The organism is Cellulomonas timonensis (genome assembly GCF_900046455.1).
GTDB classification, from domain to species: Bacteria; Actinomycetota; Actinomycetes; order Actinomycetales; family Cellulomonadaceae; genus Cellulomonas_A; species Cellulomonas_A timonensis.
In genome coordinates this window covers 978,487-996,602 of record NZ_FCOT01000013.1, presented here as the reverse complement: position 1 = coordinate 996,602, position 18,116 = coordinate 978,487, and the positions used below count along the sequence as shown (strand labels likewise).

The following is an 18,116-nucleotide window of genomic DNA, read 5'->3' as shown; positions in this document are numbered from 1 at the left end:
GTCGGATGAGGGTGCTGTGTGCTGTCGACCGGGTCGAGGTCGCGCCTGGGTCGAGCGCCGAGATCCCGCTGGACGTGGTCAACACCGGCCGGGTGATCGAGGGCGTCGGCCTTCGCGCGCGCGGCTCCCTGGAGGCGTTCGCCCACGCGCGCCCCGAGCGGGTCGCGCTCTTCCCTGACGCGTCCGGGACAGTCACCGCCGTGGTGGACGTGCCCGCTGACTTCCCGGCGGGCGCCCACCCCCTCGCGCTGCTCGTCACCGGCAACGACGCGGCCGTCGTGGCGGGGGCCCATGAGGTCCTCGTGGTGGTCGGGGTCCGCCCGGTTCTGGCGATGGAGGCCGACCCCGCGGTCGCGCGGGCGTGGCGCACGGCCGAGTTCGCCGTCGACGTGGTCAACAAGGGCAACGTCCTGCTCGACGTGGCGCTGCGGGCGGACGACGCGGACCGCAGCCTGCGGGCGAAGGTCACGCCATCGAGCGTCTCGGTGGCGCCCGGTGAGCGGGCCCGCTGCACGGTGGAGGTGCGCGGGCCGCGCCACCTGGTGGGATCCGACCGCGACCGGGCGTTGCGGTTGGAGGCGACGGCGGCCGAGCAGCAGGCGACGGTGCCGCTCGTGCTGCGCCAGCGCCCGTTGATCGGCCGGGGCCTGCTGACGACGCTCACCCTCGTCGCGATCGTCGGCATGTGGGCGGCGGTGTCACTGCTGGGCATCCGGGCGGTGCTCGGCCAGGACCCGCTGACCCGGGTCGCGCCAGCGTCGTTCTTCGCCGCGTCCGGCCCCGCCGAGGGCTCCGCGGGAGGCGTGGCAGGCGCTGTGCCGAAGGACGGGGCCGTGGCCGCGGGCGTCGGGGGAGTGCTGAGCGGGCAGGTGCGGGGCGCTGTCGACCCCACGGGCGTCGGGCGGATCACCGTCGAGGTGGTCCGCCAAGGGCGGGACGGGCCCGTGGTGGTCAGCTCGGCCGCCACGCAGGCGGACGGCGGCTACAGCGTGGCGGGGCTGCTGCCCGGCTCCTACCACCTGCGGTTCAGCGCCGAGGGCTATGACGACGTCTGGTACCCGCAGGCCGCCGCGCTGGAGGGCTCCGACGCAGTGCGCGCCAGGGCGGGCGAGGTGACCGAGGGCGTGGACGCCGTGATCGCGGGACATGAGGCGGTGCTGCGGGGCACCGTCACCCTCGCGGACGACGACGAGGTCGTCACCGTGACCGCCCGGCCCACGTGGGCGGGCGGCGAGGCGCTGTCGCCGTGGGAGGCCACGGCAGGCGCCGACGGCTCCTACGTGCTCGCGGGCCTGCCCGCGCCGGGCTCCTACGAGGTGACGTTCAGCGCCGAGGGATACGCGCCGACCACGCTCGCCGAGCGCGTGCTCGGCGGCCAGGAGCGGTTCGTGATGGACGTGCGGCTCGGGGCGGGCTCCGGGCAGATCGCCGGCCGGGTCACGGACGGACGCGGCGGGCTGGGTGGCGTCGCGGTGAGCACCACCGTCGACGGCAAGACGCTCGAGGTGGGCACCCCGACCACGGGCACGGTGGGCGCATACGTCTTGACGGGGCTGCCCACCCCCGGAACCTACGTGCTCACGTTCGCGAAGGACGGCCACGCCTCCCGCACCCTCGTCGTCGACCTCGGCCCAGGGGAGCAGCGCACCGGGGCGGACGTCGTGCTGCGCGCGGGCGCGGGGACGATCACCGGCAAGGTCACCGACGCGGCGGGGGCTGGGCTGGGCGGCGCCACCGTGCGACTCGGCGGATCCGCGACGGCGGCGGTCGTCACGACGCTCACCCAGGGCGATGTGGGCGCGTTCCAGTTGACCGGCCTGGCAGGCGCCGGCTCTTACACGGTGACCGTCGAGCTCGCTGGGCACGCCGCGGTGACGGCGCCGGTCGTGGTGGGCGCCGATGGGGGATCGGCGCCGGTGCGCGTCACCCTGACGTCGGCGGTGGGCGCGGTCTCCGGCCGCGTGCTGAGCGGCGGCGCGGCAGTGGGCGGCGCCAGCGTCGAGGTGACCGACGGGAGGCAGACGTGGCGCACCACGTCGGCCAGCGGCACCGGCGTGTACACCGTGGGCTCGCTCGAGCCGCGCCGCTACACGGTGCGCGTGCTGCAGGGAGCGCAGGTGGTCGCCACGTCGCTGGTCACGGTCACCGCCGGCGGCGTCGCCTCCCAAGACCTCGACCTCGTGGCGGGGAGCTGACATGCGTGTGGTGACGGAGCCGCGCAGGGCGGTGGCGCACCCCGGCCAGGAGACCGTCCTGACGGTCGCCGTGACGAACACCTCCGAGGTGATCGCCGGCGCGACGGTGCGCTTCCTGGGCGCCGACGCGAGCTGGGTGACTGTCGAGGCGCCCACGCTGCGGCTGTTCCCGGGAGCCACCGAGCAGACCGAGGTGCGGGTGCTGCTGCCCGAGGGCGTGCCCGCCGGGGAGCGGCAGATGGCCGTCCAGGTCACAGCCCTCGGCGAGGGCGGCCTCACGCACGTCGAGGACATCACCCTCGAGGTGCCGCGGGCGCCGCGCGTGGAGGTGCGGCTCGAGCCGGCCACGGTCACCGGCGGGCGGGGCGGCGTCTTCGGCGTGGTGGTCGAGAACAGCGGCAACACCACGGAGACGTCCTCGCTGATCGGCGCCGACGCCGAGGGCAAGGTCAGATTCGCGTTCACCCCCGACACCTTCGCCCTGGCGCCGGGGGAGCAGGTCACCACAGAGCTGCGTGCCCGCGGCCGGCGGCCCTGGTTCGGCAGCCCCGCGGTGCGCCCGTTCGAGCTGCGGGTCACGGATCCGCGCGGCGATGTCGCCACGGGCCGTCGTGGACGCGGCGGCGCGCCTGACGGCGGCGCGGACGCCCGCGCGCAGGGGCCGGGCGTGGTGTCCGACGCCACGCCGCCGGCGGCCATCGGGGTGCTGGTCCAGCGTCCCCGATTCAACCGCGGGCTCATGTCCCTGCTCGGCCTGCTCGTGGCGGTCAGCGTGTTCGCCGTGGTCATCGCCGTGGCGCTGACCAGCGTGGTGAACCGGTCCGCGGCCGACCGGGACCTCGCGCTGCAGGTGGCGCAGGCGCGCGAGCAGGGCGCCACCGTCGGGACGTCGTCGATCGGGGGCGCGGTGCGGCTGCTGTCCTCCGAGGGGGTGGTGTCCGGCGTCGCGGTCGAGGCGTTCGACGCCGCGGACCTCACCCAGGCGCTCGCGACGACGGCGACCGGGGACGACGGCTCGTTCCAGGTGTCGAAGCTGCCCGCCGGGGAGTACAAGCTCAGGTTCCGGGGCGCGGGGTTCAGCGAGGTCTGGTACCCGTCCTCGCCGTCGCCCGAGGACGCCGCAGCCGTCCAGCTCGGCGCCGGGGAGTCGGTGGGCGGCCTCGTGGTGCTGCTCGGCGGGGTGCCCGCGACGCTCTCCGGCACGGTGATCGGCTCCGACGTGGCGGGCGCCACTGTGCAGCTCGAGCTGCCGATCGAGGCCGAGGACCTGGCTGGCGCGGCGCCAGGGACCACCACCGGCGCGATCGTCCGCACGGCTCCCGTCGGAGCGGACGGCACGTTCCAGCTCGAGGACGTCCCCTCGCCCAACGTCTACGACATCGTGGTCTCGAAGGCAGGCTTCAGCACCCAGGTGCAGCGCGTCGACGTCGCGGCCGGCGAGTTGCGCTCCGGCATCGAGATCCGGCTGCTGGAGGGCGACGGCACGATCTCCGGGACGGTGGTCGGGTCCCAGGGGCCGATCGGCGATGCCACGGTGATCGCGACGGCCGGGGACGTCACGGTGCGCACCGTGACGCTCACCGACGGCGACGTCGGCTCCTTCACCCTGCGCAACCTGCCGACCCCGGCGACGTTCACCGTGGTGGTCGCGGCGGCGGGCCACTCGTCCGCCACCCTCAGCCTCGACCTGGCCGCCGGCCAGGCGCTCACCGGCGTCTCGGCGAGCCTCGGGGTCGACTCGGGGCGGCTCGGCGGCACCGTCAGCGCCACCCCGGCCAGCCTGCGTGGCGGCGGGGTGGGCGTGACCGTTAGCGACGGGTCGCGCACCTGGCAGACGGTGAGCCAGTCGACTGCCGACGTGGGCGCGTGGTCCGTCTCCGGCCTCGCGATCCCCGGCTCGTACACCGTGACGTTCACCCGCGCGGACCTCGCGTCGCAGGTCGTCTCGGTGAGCCTCGACGCCCACGGGGGCGTCGCCTCGGGAGCCCCGCGAGCGGACCAGGTGAACGCCACGATGCGGGCCTCCACCGCCCAGCTCACCGGCACGGCCTCGCAGACCGACGAGCAGGGCGTGGTGACCGGGCCCGCGCCCAACGTCACGGTGACGCTGTCCTCAGGGAGCGCGCAGTACCAGGTCACCACCGCCTCGACCCCCGCTGCCATGCGGGGCCGGTACGCGGTGGACGCGTTGCCTCCCGGCACCTACACCGTCACGTTCTCCCGGTCGTCGACGGCCTCCACCTCGAGCATCGTGACGCTGGTCGCGGGCCAGTCCGCGGTGCTCGACGCCACCTTGGCCAGCCCCGCGAGCGTGCGCGGCAAGGTCACCCAGGCCGGTGTCGGCGCGGTGGGCGTCGTCGTCAACCTGTACCGGGCGACCGACTACGGCACCGCCGCTGGGCCGGTCGCCAGCACCACCACCGGCACGGGCGGGACCTACGCCTTCGCCGAGGTGGAGGCCCCGCAGCACTACCTCGTCGAGGTGCGGATGAGCGCGTCGGGTCCGCCCGCCGCGACCTCCGCCGTCACCACAGTGCTCAACAGCCAGGCCCTCGTCGTCGACATCGCCCTCCCGAGCCCCGCGCCCGAGCGCGCCCATGAGCGTGCTCGTCGAGCCCGGCGCGCATGCGCCCGCAGGCGGCCCGGCAGTGGTCACGGTGCACGTGCGCAACCTGACGGCGGCCCCGCTGACGATGGTGGTGCGCGCCGTCGGGCTCGACGCCGGCTGGCTGCCCGATCCGGTCACGACACCGCCCGCCGGGCCCGACGAGACGGTGAGCGTCGAGCTCGTGGCTGTGCCCACCCCGGGCGCCGTCCCCGGCAGGTACCCGTTCGTCGTCGTGGTCGAGGCCGCCGATGGCTCGCGGCCCGGGCAGGTCGCCACGGACGCCGACCTCGAGGTGGACGCGCCTGGCGAGCTCGTGCTGTCCGTCGAGCCCGCGTCCGCTCGCGCGGTGTTCTCCCGACGTGTGAGCGTCGTCGTCACCAACACGGGCGACCGCGCCGTCGACGTGGGCCTGAGCGCCCGGGCGGGCAAGGGCATGCGGTTCGTGCTGCCGAGCTCGTCCCTCACCGTCGGCCCGCATCGCACGGCCCGGGTCGCCGGGCGGCTCGTGGTGGGCCGCCCCAGCGTCGTGGGGCACCGCAACCAGATCGCCTACGCGGTCGAGGGCCGCGGCCGGCAGGCGCCCGCGCGCTTCCACGGCACGCTCACCTCGCGGCCGCTGCTGTCCGGCGGGCTGATCCGGGCGTTGTCCCTGCTGCTCGTCGTGGCGCTGTGGGCCGGCGGCCTAGTCACGGCCGTGCCGTGGCTGACCTCGCGCGAGAGCGATCGGCAGCCCGCCGCCGCCGAGCAGGTCGTCGCGGGCGAGGGCGACGCGCCAGCCGCGGGCGCGCCTGGCGCGGGGGGCGGCACCGGCGGCTCCGGCGGCGACGCCGGGACCGGCGGGGAGCAGCCAGGCGCGGGCGCGGGCTCCGTGTCGAGCGGCATCCGGGTCGGCGGCGTGGTGCGGGGTGACGCGCCGTCCGGCGTGCAGATCGGCATCCGACCGATCAGTGTGCTCGCGGGCTCCGCATCCGGCGGTGGCGGGGCGGGCGTGACCGCCGAGTCGGGGCCGTCAGGGCCCGTCTCTTATAAACACCCCCGAGCCCACGAGACAGGCAGAAATCTCGTATGCCGCCTTTTGCTTGGAATGCAGGGCACGCCGTCTCGCGTGTCAGGCCGCGTAGGGTGGTGGGGAGGGTCAGGTGGGTAGAAGAGGCGCGGGCGTGTGTCGTCGGGCCTCGGGCGTGCGGTGGCGTCCCCTGTGGCGCGAACGGCTCCCGCAGAGGCGGGCCGCGGCGGCGGTGGGTCGTCGGGCGTGTCGGGCGCGGTCGGCAAGACCCCCGCCCAGGCCCTGTCGCTGAGCCGGACGGGCGCCCTCGCGGACGCGCGGACCACCCGCTCGGCGGATGACGGCACCTGGGCGTTCGCGGACCTGTCCGCCGACGCGTACTACCTCATCACCTTCGCCAAGGCGGGCTACCAGACGCAGCGCCTGGTCATGACGGGCGCAGAGGCTGCCGCGCGGGCGCTGGAGATCGAGCTCGTGGCCGGATCCGGGCGGCTCGAGGGCCTGGTGACGGGCCCGGGCGGCCCCACGGGCGGCGCGCAGGTCACCATCACCGATGGCGTCACGACGGTCTCCACGAGCACGAGCACCACCGGCGCGGTCGGGCGGTGGAGCGTCGAGGGGCTCTCCACCCCGAGCGCGTACCTCGTCACCGTCACCGCGGACGGGCTCGGTGCGCAGTCCGCCCTCGTGCGCCTCGACCCGGATGGCGCGGCGGTGGTGGACCTCGGGCTGCTGAGCGGCGTCGCGGCCCTGGGCGGCACGGTGACCGGACCCGACGTGCTCGGCGCCGTCGGCGGGCTCGGGGGCGTGACGGTCACCGCGACCGACGGCGGCGGCATCGTGCGCGTGGCGTCCACCGTCACCGACGGCCCCGTCGGCGCCTACACCCTGGCCGACCTGCCGTCGCCTGGCGTGTACACCGTGACGTTCGAGGGGCCGGGGCACACCCGCCAGTCCCAGGAGGTCACCCTGGCGGAGGGCGTGTCACAGGCCAGCCTCGACGCCCAGCTGACCCTGTCCAGCGGGGTGGTGCAGGGCACTCTCGTCGACCCGGCGGGCGGCGGCCTCGCAGGCGCCGGGATCACGGTCAGCAACGGCACGCACACCTACAAGACGATGAGCACGTCGGACGCGCATGGCTCGTTCCGGCTCAACGGCGTCGAGCCGGGCGACTACGTGGTCAGCGCCGAGCTGTTCGGCCACGTCACCGGGCACGCCCAGGTGACTGTCACCGCTGGCCAGGCCAGCGACGCCGACCTGGTGCTCACCCCGGTGGACGGCGACGGCCTCGAGGCGTCCACGTTCGTGCGCGGGCGCGTCAGCGACGCCCGCACGGGCAGCGTCGTCACGTGCCCCGACCTGCCCGTCGCGGACTGCGTGGTCACTGTCGAGCTGCAGCGCCAACGCCTGGACGGGACCACCGAGACGGTCACCGCGACGTCGGCGCCCAGCCTCGAGTACACGATCCCCCCGGCGGGGAGCGAGGGGCTGCTCCCCGGGCTGTACACCCTCACCGTCTCGGCGCCCGGCTACGAGCCGCAGCGCGTGGACGTGGAGGCGCCGATGGGCCAGACGGTCCGCGCCGCGCAGGCCGCCCTGCTGCCGTCGCCGTCCGTCATCGGCGCCGTGCAGGCGCGGGTCGGCGCGGTCCCCGCGGGGTCATGCGTCATCGTCGCGTCGGCCGGGCTCACCCCCGCCGACGTCGACGTCGCCCACTGCGGCTTCGGCTCCGCGCCCGACGGCACGCCGACCTGCGTCATCACCTCCCCGGTGGCCGGCGCGTCGGCGCGCTGCGCGGCGATCGGGCTGAACGGGGCCTATGAGGTCGCGCGCCTGGTCAGCGGCGGCTACTCGGTGTGGGTGGAGTCCGCCGACGCCGAGTACCGCGCGCCCGCGCCCACTGCTGTGGTGCTCGCGGCGGGCGAGGTGCGGCGCCTCGACCACACCCTCGACCGGCTGGGCCGGGTCCTGCTGTCGGTGCTGGCGGACGAGGGCGCGGGCGCGCTGGTCGCCGCCGACGCCGCGACAGTCGTGCCGCACTTCTCGGCGACCCCCTCGGGCCCGTCGACGCCGCTGGCCCCGCTGGCCACGGACGCCCAGGGGCAGGTGCTGGCGCGGGCGCTCGAACCCGGGTCCTACCGGTTCGACGTGACCTGGTCGAATGGGTCCGGCGGCACGGCTGTGTCCGGCTCCACCGTGCAGATCTCCGTCAACCACAACCAGGAGCTCGCCTCCCAGATGGTGCTGACGCGCAGCGGCCGCGAGTTCCAGGGCCGGGTGATCGCACAGCTCGCCGTCGGCAGCGCCAGCCCGGTCCGCGGCGTCCAGGTGAAGGTCACCGGCATCGTCGGCTACGCCGGGCTGGTGCCGCAGCGCTCCTCGGCGACCGTCACCACCGGTCCCACGGGCGAGTTCCGCATCGTGGCCGTGCCGGACACCACGCCGCATGCGGTGCCCACCGCCGAGCTGCCGCTCGTCGCGGACACCATCTCCGTGGAGGTCGTCGACCCCGCCGGCGCGTACCAGGGGCTCAGCCGCGCCTCCACGACGATCGACGACGTGGTGGCCGTCCCGCTCGAGGTGCAGCCGAGCGGCCAGCGCTTCTCGGGGACGCTCACGGGTGTCGACGGCTCCGTGGACCTCAGCGCCGCGACCCTCGAGGTCCTGTCCACGCCGCCCGGCGTCGGCAGCGTGCGCCTGACGTCGAACAGCGCTGGGGTGCTGGTGTGGCGGGACCTGAACCAGCCCGCGGACACGGCCACCGGGGGCAGCGCCACCCTGGCACGGCCCGGGGAGTACCGGGTCCAGGTGTCGCTGCCCGGCTATGACACGCACACCGCCACCGTCGAGTTCCGGCCCGGCCAGCCGGCGGTGCTGACGATGCCGTTGGTGCGCCAGGGCGAGCTGCGCGTCGCCGTGGTCCGCGCCGGGTCGAGCGACCCGGTGATCGACCCCGTCGTGACCCTCACCCGGCCCGGCGCCACTGACGTCACCGTCACCGCGTCGCCGGGCACGCATTGGGCCGACTTCGGCGAGCTGCCCAGCGGCAGGTACTCCGTGAACGTGCGGGCCGCCGGGCACGCGTTCACCACCGGCGTGGTGCAGGTGGGCCCCGGGCAGACGACGGCGACGCCGGCCGAGGTGCAGGTGGCCCGGCTGGGCGCCATCGCCGGAACGGTGCAGGTCTCGATCGGCGGGTCCTTGCGGGCGCTGCCCGGCGTCGTCATCACCGCCACGTCGGCCGCGTCTGATCAGGTGTTCACCACCACCACCGACGCCACGGGCGCCTACCGGCTCACCGGCACCACAGTGGTGCAGGGCCTGAGCGCCGGGACGTGGCGGGTCACCGCCGCGCTCACCGGGTACACCCCGACGTACTCCGGCGCCAGCGTGCCCGTGACGATCACCGCGGGCGCGCTGTCGCCCGTCACACTCGACGTGACGATGTCGGCTGATCGCGTCGCGCTGCTCGTCGACGTCTACGACCCCGTCACCGGCGCGGGCGTCGACGGGCTGACGGTGCGGCTGCTGCACTCCAGCACCATCGTGAGCACCTCCTGTGAGGCGTCGTCCCCGAGCAGCTCGCTGTGCTCCCAGGTGCCGGGGCGCTATGGCTTCACCCAGTTGGAGCCGGGCGCCTACACGCTGGACGTGGCGGGCGGGAACTTCGCGCCGCTCACCGTGACGGTGACGGTGGGCGCAGGGGTCACCACACAGGTGAGCGTGCCGGTCGCGGCCCGCGCCAACACGGTGCAGGGCATGGTCTCCGGGCAGTCGGGGTCGTCGGCGGCCACGCCGCTCACCGGCGCCACCGTCACGCTGCTGCGGGACGGCGCCCCCATGGCCAGCACCGCCACCAGCAGCGGCGCCTTCGTCTTCCTCACCGTCGCCGACGGCTCCTATGTGCTGTCGGTGGAGCGCGCGGGCTACGGAGCCACGAACCGGGCGTTGACGGTGCGCGGCGGGCAGTCCGTCTCCGTGGACCTCACGCTGTACGCCGACGCGCGCCAGGTGAAGGTCACGGTGGAGGCCGTCAACGGCTTCGACCTGACCGGCGCGCTCGTCTCGCTCGAGCCTGACGCCGGCAGTGGCCAGCTCGCCCTCGCGGCACAGCCCGTGGTGCGCGTCGGCTCGACGACCTCCTACACCACCACGTTCAACCAGGTGCCCGAGGGGCAGTGGACGGCGCATGCTAGCGGGCCGTCAGGGCACCACGGGGTGTGGTCTGCGCAGGTGGGGGCGTCCGCCGACTCGGTGACGATCCCGGTGGACGAGGTCCGCGTGCGCCTGCGCGTCACGAGCGCCGACGCGAACCCGCCGCAGGCGGTGACGCTCACCGTGGCGGCAGCCCATGGCGGCACGCTGACCGAGCAGGCCCCCGTCAACGGCGGCGTCGTGACCGTGTACTTCCGCCAGGGGGCGGGCACGGTGACGGCCGTGGCGCCGAGCGGGCCGTGGACGGTCAGCCCGACGAGCCGGGCCATCGGCGCGGGCGCCACGGACGTGCTCGCCGCCTTCGAGGTGGAGCGGGCGCTGGCCGCGACGTCGATCGCCATCACCGCCCCGACTGCGCTCGTCGTCGGCGAGGCGGCCGACCTGCGGGCGACTGTGACACCGGCGCCGGACGGCGGCACTGTCACGTTCACCGTGAACGGCGTCGCGGTGGGGACCGTGCCGGTGTCGACGGGCAGCGGGGCGGCGGTGCTGTCCGGCTACGTGCCGGGCGCTGACCTGCCGCTCGGGTCGGTGGCACTGGGGGCGTCGTACAGCGGCACGGCGGCGTACGTGGGCTCGTCGGCGTCCACGCAGCCGACGCTGCGGGCCCCCAGCGCCACGGCGCTCTCCGCCAGTCCCACCACTGTGGCGGGCGGCGGCGCCGTGACGTTGACGGCCACGGTGACGAGCCAGGGGAGCACCGCCGGGACCGTGGCGTTCACCGGCTCGGGTTGCGCCGCGCCGGCCAGCGTCACCGTCACCGCCGGGCAGGCCGTGCTCACGTGCACGCCCCCGGCGGCCGGCCCGCCGAGCCGGGAGTACACGGCGACGTTCACCCCGGCGGCAGGCAACGCCGAGACCGCCGGGTCGAGGGGCGCGGCGCAGGTGGCCGTCAGCTGAGCTGACGGGGTGCCGCCCGGGGGCCCGTCAGGGCAGGAGCCAGGCCGCCACGACCGCCACCAGGAGGGCGAGGGCGGCCCCGGACCCGATCACGCGCCACGGCAGCACCCGCCATCCGGCCAGCACGGCCAGCGGCGGGAGCACGAAGGGCTCGGGCACGGGCGCGATGACGACGACGGGCGGCGGGGGCTCCATACCCGAGCCGCACCGCACACACGTCGTGGCCGACGGGAGGTTCAGCTCGGCGCAGGCCGGGCACGGGGTGCTCGCCAGGGCGGCGGATCCCACAGTGCCAGGGCTCCGGCGCAGGCTGTCCTGGACGCCCTCGTCGACGAGGGCGCGCTCAACCCTGTCGCCCGCCCAGAAGAGCGGGAAGTCGCAGCGCCGGCAGAAGTCCTCGGCGCTGCGGCGGCTGCCCACCACGGACCCCGGCAGCCCGCACTGGGGGCAGGCGCGGGCCGTGGGCATCACCGTGGGGCGCGCCGGATCGCCTGCGGCCGCCCGGCCGTCGTCGAGCCCGCGGTCCATGTCGCTCCGCGTGGTCATGCGACGCCGATCGGGCGCCCGGCCGACTCGTCCCAGGGGACGCTTCCGGTGAGCGGGACCTGTCGTCCGGCGACCCACAGCTCGGCGCGCACATGCGCGGGGAGCTCGTCGACCACGCGGGCCGCGAAGTCGGCGTCGCCCAGCGCGCCCGTCGACGTGACGGTCATGACCCCCCAGCCGGGGTCTGCCCCCGCGCCGCCCTCGGGGAAAGCGCCGCCCCCCTCGCGCGCCTCGACGGGGCCGCCGCTCAGCACCTCGAGCAGGGCCACCAGGCCCCGCCGGGTGCCGCGCCACGGCAGCGACCGCGCGGCTGTGCGCACCAGGTCGCGCTGCAACTGCTCGGGGAGCCCGGCGTCGACGCCGTCGAGCCCGATCCACGTCCCGAGCCAGCGCGCCATCGAGGGCGGGGTGACGCCCGGGTCGGCGAGGTGCCCGAGGTTCTCGGCGTGGGCGAGGAGCGTGCTCGCCTGCGTCTGGAAGATCGACAGGAACCGCACGAAGAAGTCGTCGTCGAGCATCGCCGGGGGGAGCTGGCGCAGCATCCAGTCGTCAGCCATGCCGCGGCCTCACTTGACCACGACCTGGTGCGCCGCCGAGAGGAACAGCGCATGCGGCTCGAGCCGCAGCGCGTCACGGCCCAGGCCCACCCGGCGACCGTTGCGCAGGTCGTACGCGAACAGCTGGACCTCGTCCACGCGCTCCACGCCCTCGACCGCCTCGATGAGCTGCGCCACGACGGCGGCGGTCAGGTCGGCCTCGAACGGCCAGCCTGAGCCGTCGGGCCCGCCGGTGAGCGGGTGCACGTAGCGGTGCAGCACGCCCAGCACGCGGTCGCGCACCAGCGGCAGTGGGCGCCCCGGTAGGGCGCGGACCAGCGCGGCGATGCTGACGCCCTGGTAGAACGGCGTGCCGACCTCCACCGCCACCCCCACGGGCCGCCGCTCGTCGAGCACCGAGCAGACCCGGTCGAGGAGGTGGTCCGGCAGTGCGAAGTCGTCGATGGCGTGCCCGCGCGGGTCGCCGGCGACGCGCGGGACGACGAGCACCCGCACCGGCTGGCGCCCGTCGGACGACGGCAGGCAGCGCGCCCGCGCGACCTCGGTGGACGTCTCGTGGGTGATCCGCTCGTAGTCGCTCGCCGTCACGGCGCGCATCCCGGTGCGCAGCATCAACGGGCCGCGCACCTTCGCCTCGTCCACGGACTCGGGGTCCACGCCGCCCGTCGCCGGGCGCAGGTTCGTCACGGACGCGACCATCGGCACGGTGGAGCGCAGCGCGGTGAGGGTGCCCGATCCGACGTTGCCGAGGGCGCCGCCGCCGTGTCGGTAGCCCGTGACGGCGATCTCCGCGCCGTCCGCCGGGATGGCGCCGTGCTGGCGCACCGTCCCGTCGGGGTAGCGCACGCGGGGGCCGAAGCGCACCTCGCCGGTGGACGAGTCCCACACGACGTGCAGGTCCCCGGGCCCCGACGCGGCGAAGTCGGGCCCCTCCTGCCACACCGTCGCGGTGTCGTGGGTGATGACGCGCACCGCCTCGCCGTCCCGGCGGCGGGCGACGGGCCGGCGGGAGACGGTGAAGCGCTGGTCGGGGGATCCGTCGGAGCGGCCGAGGTGCTCGGCGGGCGCCGCCGCCGCGTGCTCGGCCGGTGTGGTGACGCCCACGGCGTGCGCGTTGAGCGAGTGCAGCCGCGGCGAGGCCTCGTACGTGGGCTGCCCCGGCGCCGGGTGCGTCAGACGGGCGCGCAGCCAGAACGCGCCCACTCCGGCCAGGGTGAGCGACTGGTGGACGGCGGGGATGACGAGTGTGATCGAGCCGTCCCGGTTGAGCCCGCCGGTGGTGTCCTCGTGGACCTGGGCCGCGACCCAGCCCTCACCGGACCACACTTCCCAGGCGAGCGGCGGGGTGCGGGGGTCGACGCCGATGCCCTCGGCGTCCGCCTCGACGTCCATGCGCAGCACGAGGCCGGCCAGCGACTCCGCGAAACCGAGCAGCAGGCTGTCTCCGGGGGTCAGCGGCGCCGACGGGAAGACCACCACGGCGTGCCCGGGGTAGCGCAGGTCGCCCAGCGCGTCGAGGGCCTCGCCCGTGTGCGCTTGCGCGGTGTGCGCCGCGACGAGGGTGGGGGGGCTGACGACGGCCTCCGCGACGGTGGCGAACACGATGGGCTCCTGGGCGCCGTCGGCCCCGGTGGCCACCTGCGTCCCGGCGGGCACCACCACGGGCCGGTCGGAGACCGCCGACAGCCAGAAGGTCAGGTCGGCGCCCGCCACCGACGCGGGGAACGGCTCGACGCCCACGAGGTTGAGGAAGTGCACGTACAGCCGCTCCGGCACCTGGTTGACGCGGAACAGCACCATCTCGCTCATCCAGGCGAACAGCTCGATGAGCGCCACGCCCGGATCGGACACGTTGTGGTTGGTCCACTCCGGGGTGAAGCGCGGGATGAGCCGCTTCGTCTCGTCGACGATGTCCTGGAAGGACCTGTCGTCGAGGTGGGGCGGGGGAAGCGGCATCAGTGCTCCTCGTGCGGGATGACGTAGAACGGGTACACGAGGTTGCGCCGGCTGTTCGTGGACACCACGCGGTACGTGATGCGGACGTGGACGAGCGACGGCACGTCCTCGTCTTGCACGGGCTGGACGTCCTCGACGATGGCGCGCGGCTCCCACTGGGCCAGCGCGTCGCGCACGGCCTCGCTGATCAGGCCGAGCAGGTTCGCGGTGACGGGCTCGAAGAGCAGGTCCCAGATACGGCAGCCGAACTGCGGCCGCATGAGCCGCTCCCCGGGCGCCGTGAGCAGGATGAGGCGGATCGAGCGGTCGATGTCCTCGGGGCCGTGCGTGAGCTTGATCGAGCCCGCGTGGTCCACCTGCAGCGGCCAGCTGAACCCACGCCCGATGAACGACGCGGCCTGGTCGACGGCGCCGCCGGGGGATGTGGTGGCGTCCATCAGTTGATCTGCACCATCGCTCCCTTGATCACTGCCGGGCCGCCGGACTCCATCGCGACCTTGCCCGAGCCCTTGATGTCGACGGTGGCGCCCGACGCCTTGAGGCCGCCCGACGCCGCGATCTCCACCGTGGCGCCCGACAGCGACAGCTTCTCCTTCGCCTTGACGGCCACCGACGTGCCCTGGAGGGCGATCGCGCCCTTCCCATCGAGGGTGATCGTCGACGAGCCCACGGCGACCGTCAGCGGGACGCCGTCAGGCAGCCTCAGGTGGGCCTTGTCCTTGCCGAGCCGCAGGCTGTGCTTCTTGCCCGCGAGCTCGAGGAGCACATGCTGCGCGGCGTCCTGCGCGCCGTCGCCCAGCTCGACGACATGGCCCAGGCGTGAGGTCAGCCGCCGCGCGACCACCTTGCCGTCCTCGACGGCGCTCTCCGGCCCGCGCACGCCGTTGCCGAACAGCCCGCCCAACACCACGGGCCGGCGGACGTCGCCCGACTCGAACCCCACCAGCACCTCGTCGCCGACCTCGGGGATGGACACGAGCCCGCGCACGGCGCCGCCTCCGATCGCCGCCACCCGCGCCCACGTCGACTCGACAGTCGCCGAGAGCCCCACGAGCTGCACGCGCACCCGCCCCAGCCTCTCCGGGTCGTTGATGTCGGTGACGCGGCCAACGGCCAGCCCGGCGTGCGCGAAGCTGCCGAGCCCGGCCGATCCCGCGCCTGCGAGGGATGCGAGGGAGTCGTACACCTGGCCGGCGGGCTGGTCGCCCGCCGTGAACTGCGTGGTGAAGCCGCGGGCGTCGTAGGCGTGCACGACCTCCTGCACCTGGTAAGTGCCCGACGACGGGCCCGCGTCGACCACCGTGACCGAGCCGCCCGGCCGCAGCGCCGCCTGCACCGGGCCGCGGCCCCGCGCCAGCACGCTGCCAGCCGCGCGCAGCCGCGCCTTGGCCAGCGCGGCGGCCTCGGTGGCGCTGGCGGGGGCGCCGGACGCGTCCAGGATCTCGCCACCCTGGACGGAGGAGAGACTGAACTTCTTCCCGATGCGGCTCGACCCGGCTGCGCCGTCCGCCCGCTCCACCGACTCCACGGGCTGCTGCTCGAGCGGATCCCACCCACGCACCCGCACGCTCGACGGTGCGCCAGCGGTGAGCTGCACGGTGAAGTCGCTCAGCGTCGCGCCGAGCCGCACCTCCACGTCGCCGCCGCCCGGCCTCGCCGCGCCCGAGCCTGACGTGCGGGGCCAGACGTGGAAGACGCCGTCGTCCACGACCCAGTCCTGCCCGGTGCGGCGCGTCAGCTCGTCCACGAACGCCAGGTCGGAGTCGGTCTGCAACACGTACGCCTGCGTGTCGCCGGCGCCGTCGCGCGTGAGCGAGACCTTGGCCTGCGGGGACACGACCTTGCGGATGATGTCGTCGTACGTCATCTCCAAGTACGTCGCCGCGGAGGTCGACCGCCCGAGCGACGCGGCAACGTCCTCGACCACGACCTTGAGCTCGGAGGCGCCTGCCCCCCGCTGCTCGACGCTGACGCCGCTCACCTTCCCGGTGAACACCCGCACCAGGCTGCTGCTGCCGCGCGTCGCCGCCAGGACGTCGACGGTGCTGCCCAGCAGGAGCCGCGGCTTCGAGGACAGCGCATAGCCGCGGTCGGCGAAGCGCAGCGTGCAGCGCCCGACGGTGCGCACGCCCACCTGCACGCGCAGCTCGGTGAGCGCCGCCGCCCAGTCGTCCGGCAGGAGGGACCCGTCGACCTTGACGTGCGGCGCCAGCCGCGTGCCCGTCTCGGCGGGGAGGTCGTCGACGGCGCTCATGCGTCCATCCGGGGGACGGACAGCAGCGTGCCCGCGCGCAGCTCGAGCGGGTCGGCGATGCCGTTCGCGGAGGCCAGCAGCCGCCAGCGCGTCGAGTCGCCGTAGTAGCGGGCCGAGATGCGGTCGAGGGTCTCCCCGGCCTGCACCCGGTGCACACGGTGCGGCTGCGGGGTGCCCGACGTCGGGTTCTGCGGCCCGAAGGCGCGCGACGGCTCGTACTGCCGCATCGTCAGGTCGAGGGTCGCCCGCAGCGGCGTGCCCGTCGAGGAGAAGTAGGTGAACGTCAGCGCCAGGTCGGAGATCACCGCGCGGAACGAGTGCAGCTCGCCCCAGTGGAACGTCACATACGGCGGACGCGCGTTGCGGGAGGCCTCATCGGTGCCGGGCAGCGACGGGTCGACCTCCATCAGCTCGAGGATCTTGCCGGTGTACCGCGTCACCGGGGCGCCATCGTCAGTGGTGTCGAAGAACAGCTCGACGCGCATCCACCCCGGGTTGGCCCCCGCGTACTGCAGCCGGGGCACGCCACGGCCCGGCATCCGGTGCGCATGCCAGTCGTTGCTCCGCGTGATCTCCAGCTGCGCCGGGTTGAACAGGCACGGCAGCCGGTCGCCGTTCTCGATCTCCAGGAACGCCTTCTCGGGCCCGGCCATCAGAACACCCCCCGCCCGGCGCGGTGGGCGCGCCGCTCGACCTCGTCGGACAGCCGGGCCTCGACCCGGTCGACGACGGCGTCGACGATCCGCGCCATCGTCGCCTCGTCCAGCCCGGCGGCGGACGCGGGCGCGGGGGCCGCGGACCGGGGGAGCGGAGGTGCGTCGGCCAGGGCGTGCGACATCGGGGCCTGCCTCTCGGGGGTCGAGGTGGGTGCGTCCATCAGCCAGGCCATCGCCGCCCGGTCCAGGGACCGGCGCACAGTGGCGCTCGTGCCGGGCGAGCCGCCGGCGGACGCCCGCGCGATCGCGGGGACGGGAGGGGGCGCGTTGTCGGCGCCGGTGGGGAGCGCGTTGCCCGCGCCGGTGCGGAGCGCGCTGCCGACACGGGCCGTGGTGGCCGTACGGGCTGGGGCGGAGCCGCGCGGCGGGGCGACAGCGGACGACGCCAGCAGGCCGCCCAGGAGCGGCGACCGGCGCAGCGGCCCCTGCTCGGCGTGCCGTGCGCGACCGGGCCGCCCGGCGGCCACGTGGTGGTGAGTGGCGTCCGGAACGCCGGTGACGCTGGCGAGGGTCGCACGGCTGGCGCGGGGCTTGGCCGCCCACGCCGGGCCCTGCGCGTCTCGGGTCGCGGGCGACTCGGCCAACGCAGCGGGCGTTCCCGTGGCGCGGGCGTCAGTGGGGCCGATCGGCCATCCGGGGGCGGTCGGCCGCCGAGGGGCCTGCGTCCTGGGTCGGGGGCCCGACGCCGGAGCCGCCACATGCTGCCCCGGAGCGCCCGCGAACGAGCGCAGCGGGCCCGCGGCGCCGATCCGGCGGCGCAGCACCCCGCGCTCGCTCGCCCCGGCTCCGCGCGTCGCGACCCCGAGGGGCGCTGTGCCGACCGGTGCGCCGCCGGGCGCCGCGGGGCCGTTCCCGACGGCGTGGCCGACCCGGCCATTGCCGATCCGGCGCCCGTCGAGCGCGGCTGGGAGGAACGCCCGCTGGACGGACCGGCCCGCGACCCGGGCTCCGGCCGTGCGGACTGCCGGCTCCGCGGGGTGCTGCGCGACGACAGGGGAACCGCCGAGCGGGGCGGCGGCGCGCAGCAAGCGCATCGGTGGCGTCGCGGTGCCGAGGCTGGGGGTCGGCCGTGCCACCGCGGCCGTCAGGGTCGACGCGCTCGCCCGGGGGAGGGCGGCCGCCGCCAACCCGGCGCCCGCCTCGGAGCCCGGGCTCGCCAAGGC

At 75.4% G+C, this 18,116-nt stretch carries 10 protein-coding genes; 3 read left to right on the top strand and 7 right to left on the bottom strand.

The features are described from left to right. The first annotated feature begins 5 nt into the window (after positions 1–5). From BN3788_RS17910 to BN3788_RS17900, 3 genes are all read left to right on the top strand, one after another. On the top strand, positions 6–2,195 hold the full coding sequence (locus tag BN3788_RS17910) for a carboxypeptidase regulatory-like domain-containing protein (protein WP_147525167.1): 2,190 nt from the start codon (positions 6–8) through the stop codon (positions 2,193–2,195). 1 nt (position 2,196) lies between these two features. After that, positions 2,197–5,712 carry a carboxypeptidase-like regulatory domain-containing protein gene (locus tag BN3788_RS17905; RefSeq protein WP_066589128.1) on the top strand — a complete coding sequence of 1,172 codons (3,516 nt, stop codon included), beginning with the start codon at positions 2,197–2,199 and terminating at the stop codon, positions 5,710–5,712. Positions 5,713–6,001: 289 nt separating this feature from the next. Beyond that, positions 6,002–10,924, top strand: coding sequence for a carboxypeptidase regulatory-like domain-containing protein (locus BN3788_RS17900; RefSeq protein ID WP_159066916.1), 4,923 nt, complete (start codon positions 6,002–6,004; stop codon positions 10,922–10,924). Positions 10,925–10,951: 27 nt separating this feature from the next. Here BN3788_RS17900 and BN3788_RS17895 read toward each other — a convergent pair whose 3' ends face one another. From BN3788_RS17895 to BN3788_RS17865, 7 genes are read right to left on the bottom strand one after another with little or no spacing between them, the layout of a single operon-like run. After that, the gene (locus BN3788_RS17895; protein WP_066589124.1) at positions 10,952–11,470 is read right to left on the bottom strand and encodes a hypothetical protein; all 519 of its coding nucleotides are present in this window, start codon (positions 11,468–11,470) and stop codon (positions 10,952–10,954) included. Continuing rightward, complete coding sequence (locus BN3788_RS17890) at positions 11,467–12,027, bottom strand: phage tail protein (RefSeq protein ID WP_066589120.1); 561 nt, start codon at positions 12,025–12,027, stop codon at positions 11,467–11,469. Before BN3788_RS17890 ends, BN3788_RS17895 begins: the two co-directional genes overlap by 4 nt. Positions 12,028–12,036: 9 nt before the next feature. After that, complete coding sequence (locus tag BN3788_RS17885) at positions 12,037–13,983, bottom strand: putative baseplate assembly protein (protein ID WP_066589118.1); 1,947 nt, start codon at positions 13,981–13,983, stop codon at positions 12,037–12,039. Further along, a complete protein-coding gene (locus tag BN3788_RS17880; RefSeq protein ID WP_066589117.1) occupies positions 13,983–14,420 on the bottom strand; it encodes a GPW/gp25 family protein in 438 nt (145 codons plus the stop codon). The genes BN3788_RS17885 and BN3788_RS17880 overlap by 1 nt, the downstream gene beginning before the upstream one ends. After that, positions 14,420–16,237 (bottom strand): phage baseplate assembly protein V, encoded by a 1,818-nt coding sequence (locus BN3788_RS17875; RefSeq protein WP_066589115.1) that lies wholly within the window; start codon positions 16,235–16,237, stop codon positions 14,420–14,422. Before BN3788_RS17875 ends, BN3788_RS17880 begins: the two co-directional genes overlap by 1 nt. Next, positions 16,234–16,890: a CIS tube protein gene (locus tag BN3788_RS17870; protein ID WP_066589108.1), complete on the bottom strand. Its 657-nt coding sequence runs from the start codon at positions 16,888–16,890 to the stop codon at positions 16,234–16,236. Before BN3788_RS17870 ends, BN3788_RS17875 begins: the two co-directional genes overlap by 4 nt. Next, positions 16,890–18,113, bottom strand: a complete 1,224-nt coding sequence (locus BN3788_RS17865) for a hypothetical protein (protein WP_066589105.1) — start codon at positions 18,111–18,113, stop codon at positions 16,890–16,892. Before BN3788_RS17865 ends, BN3788_RS17870 begins: the two co-directional genes overlap by 1 nt. Between the last annotated feature and the right edge of the window lie 3 nt (positions 18,114–18,116).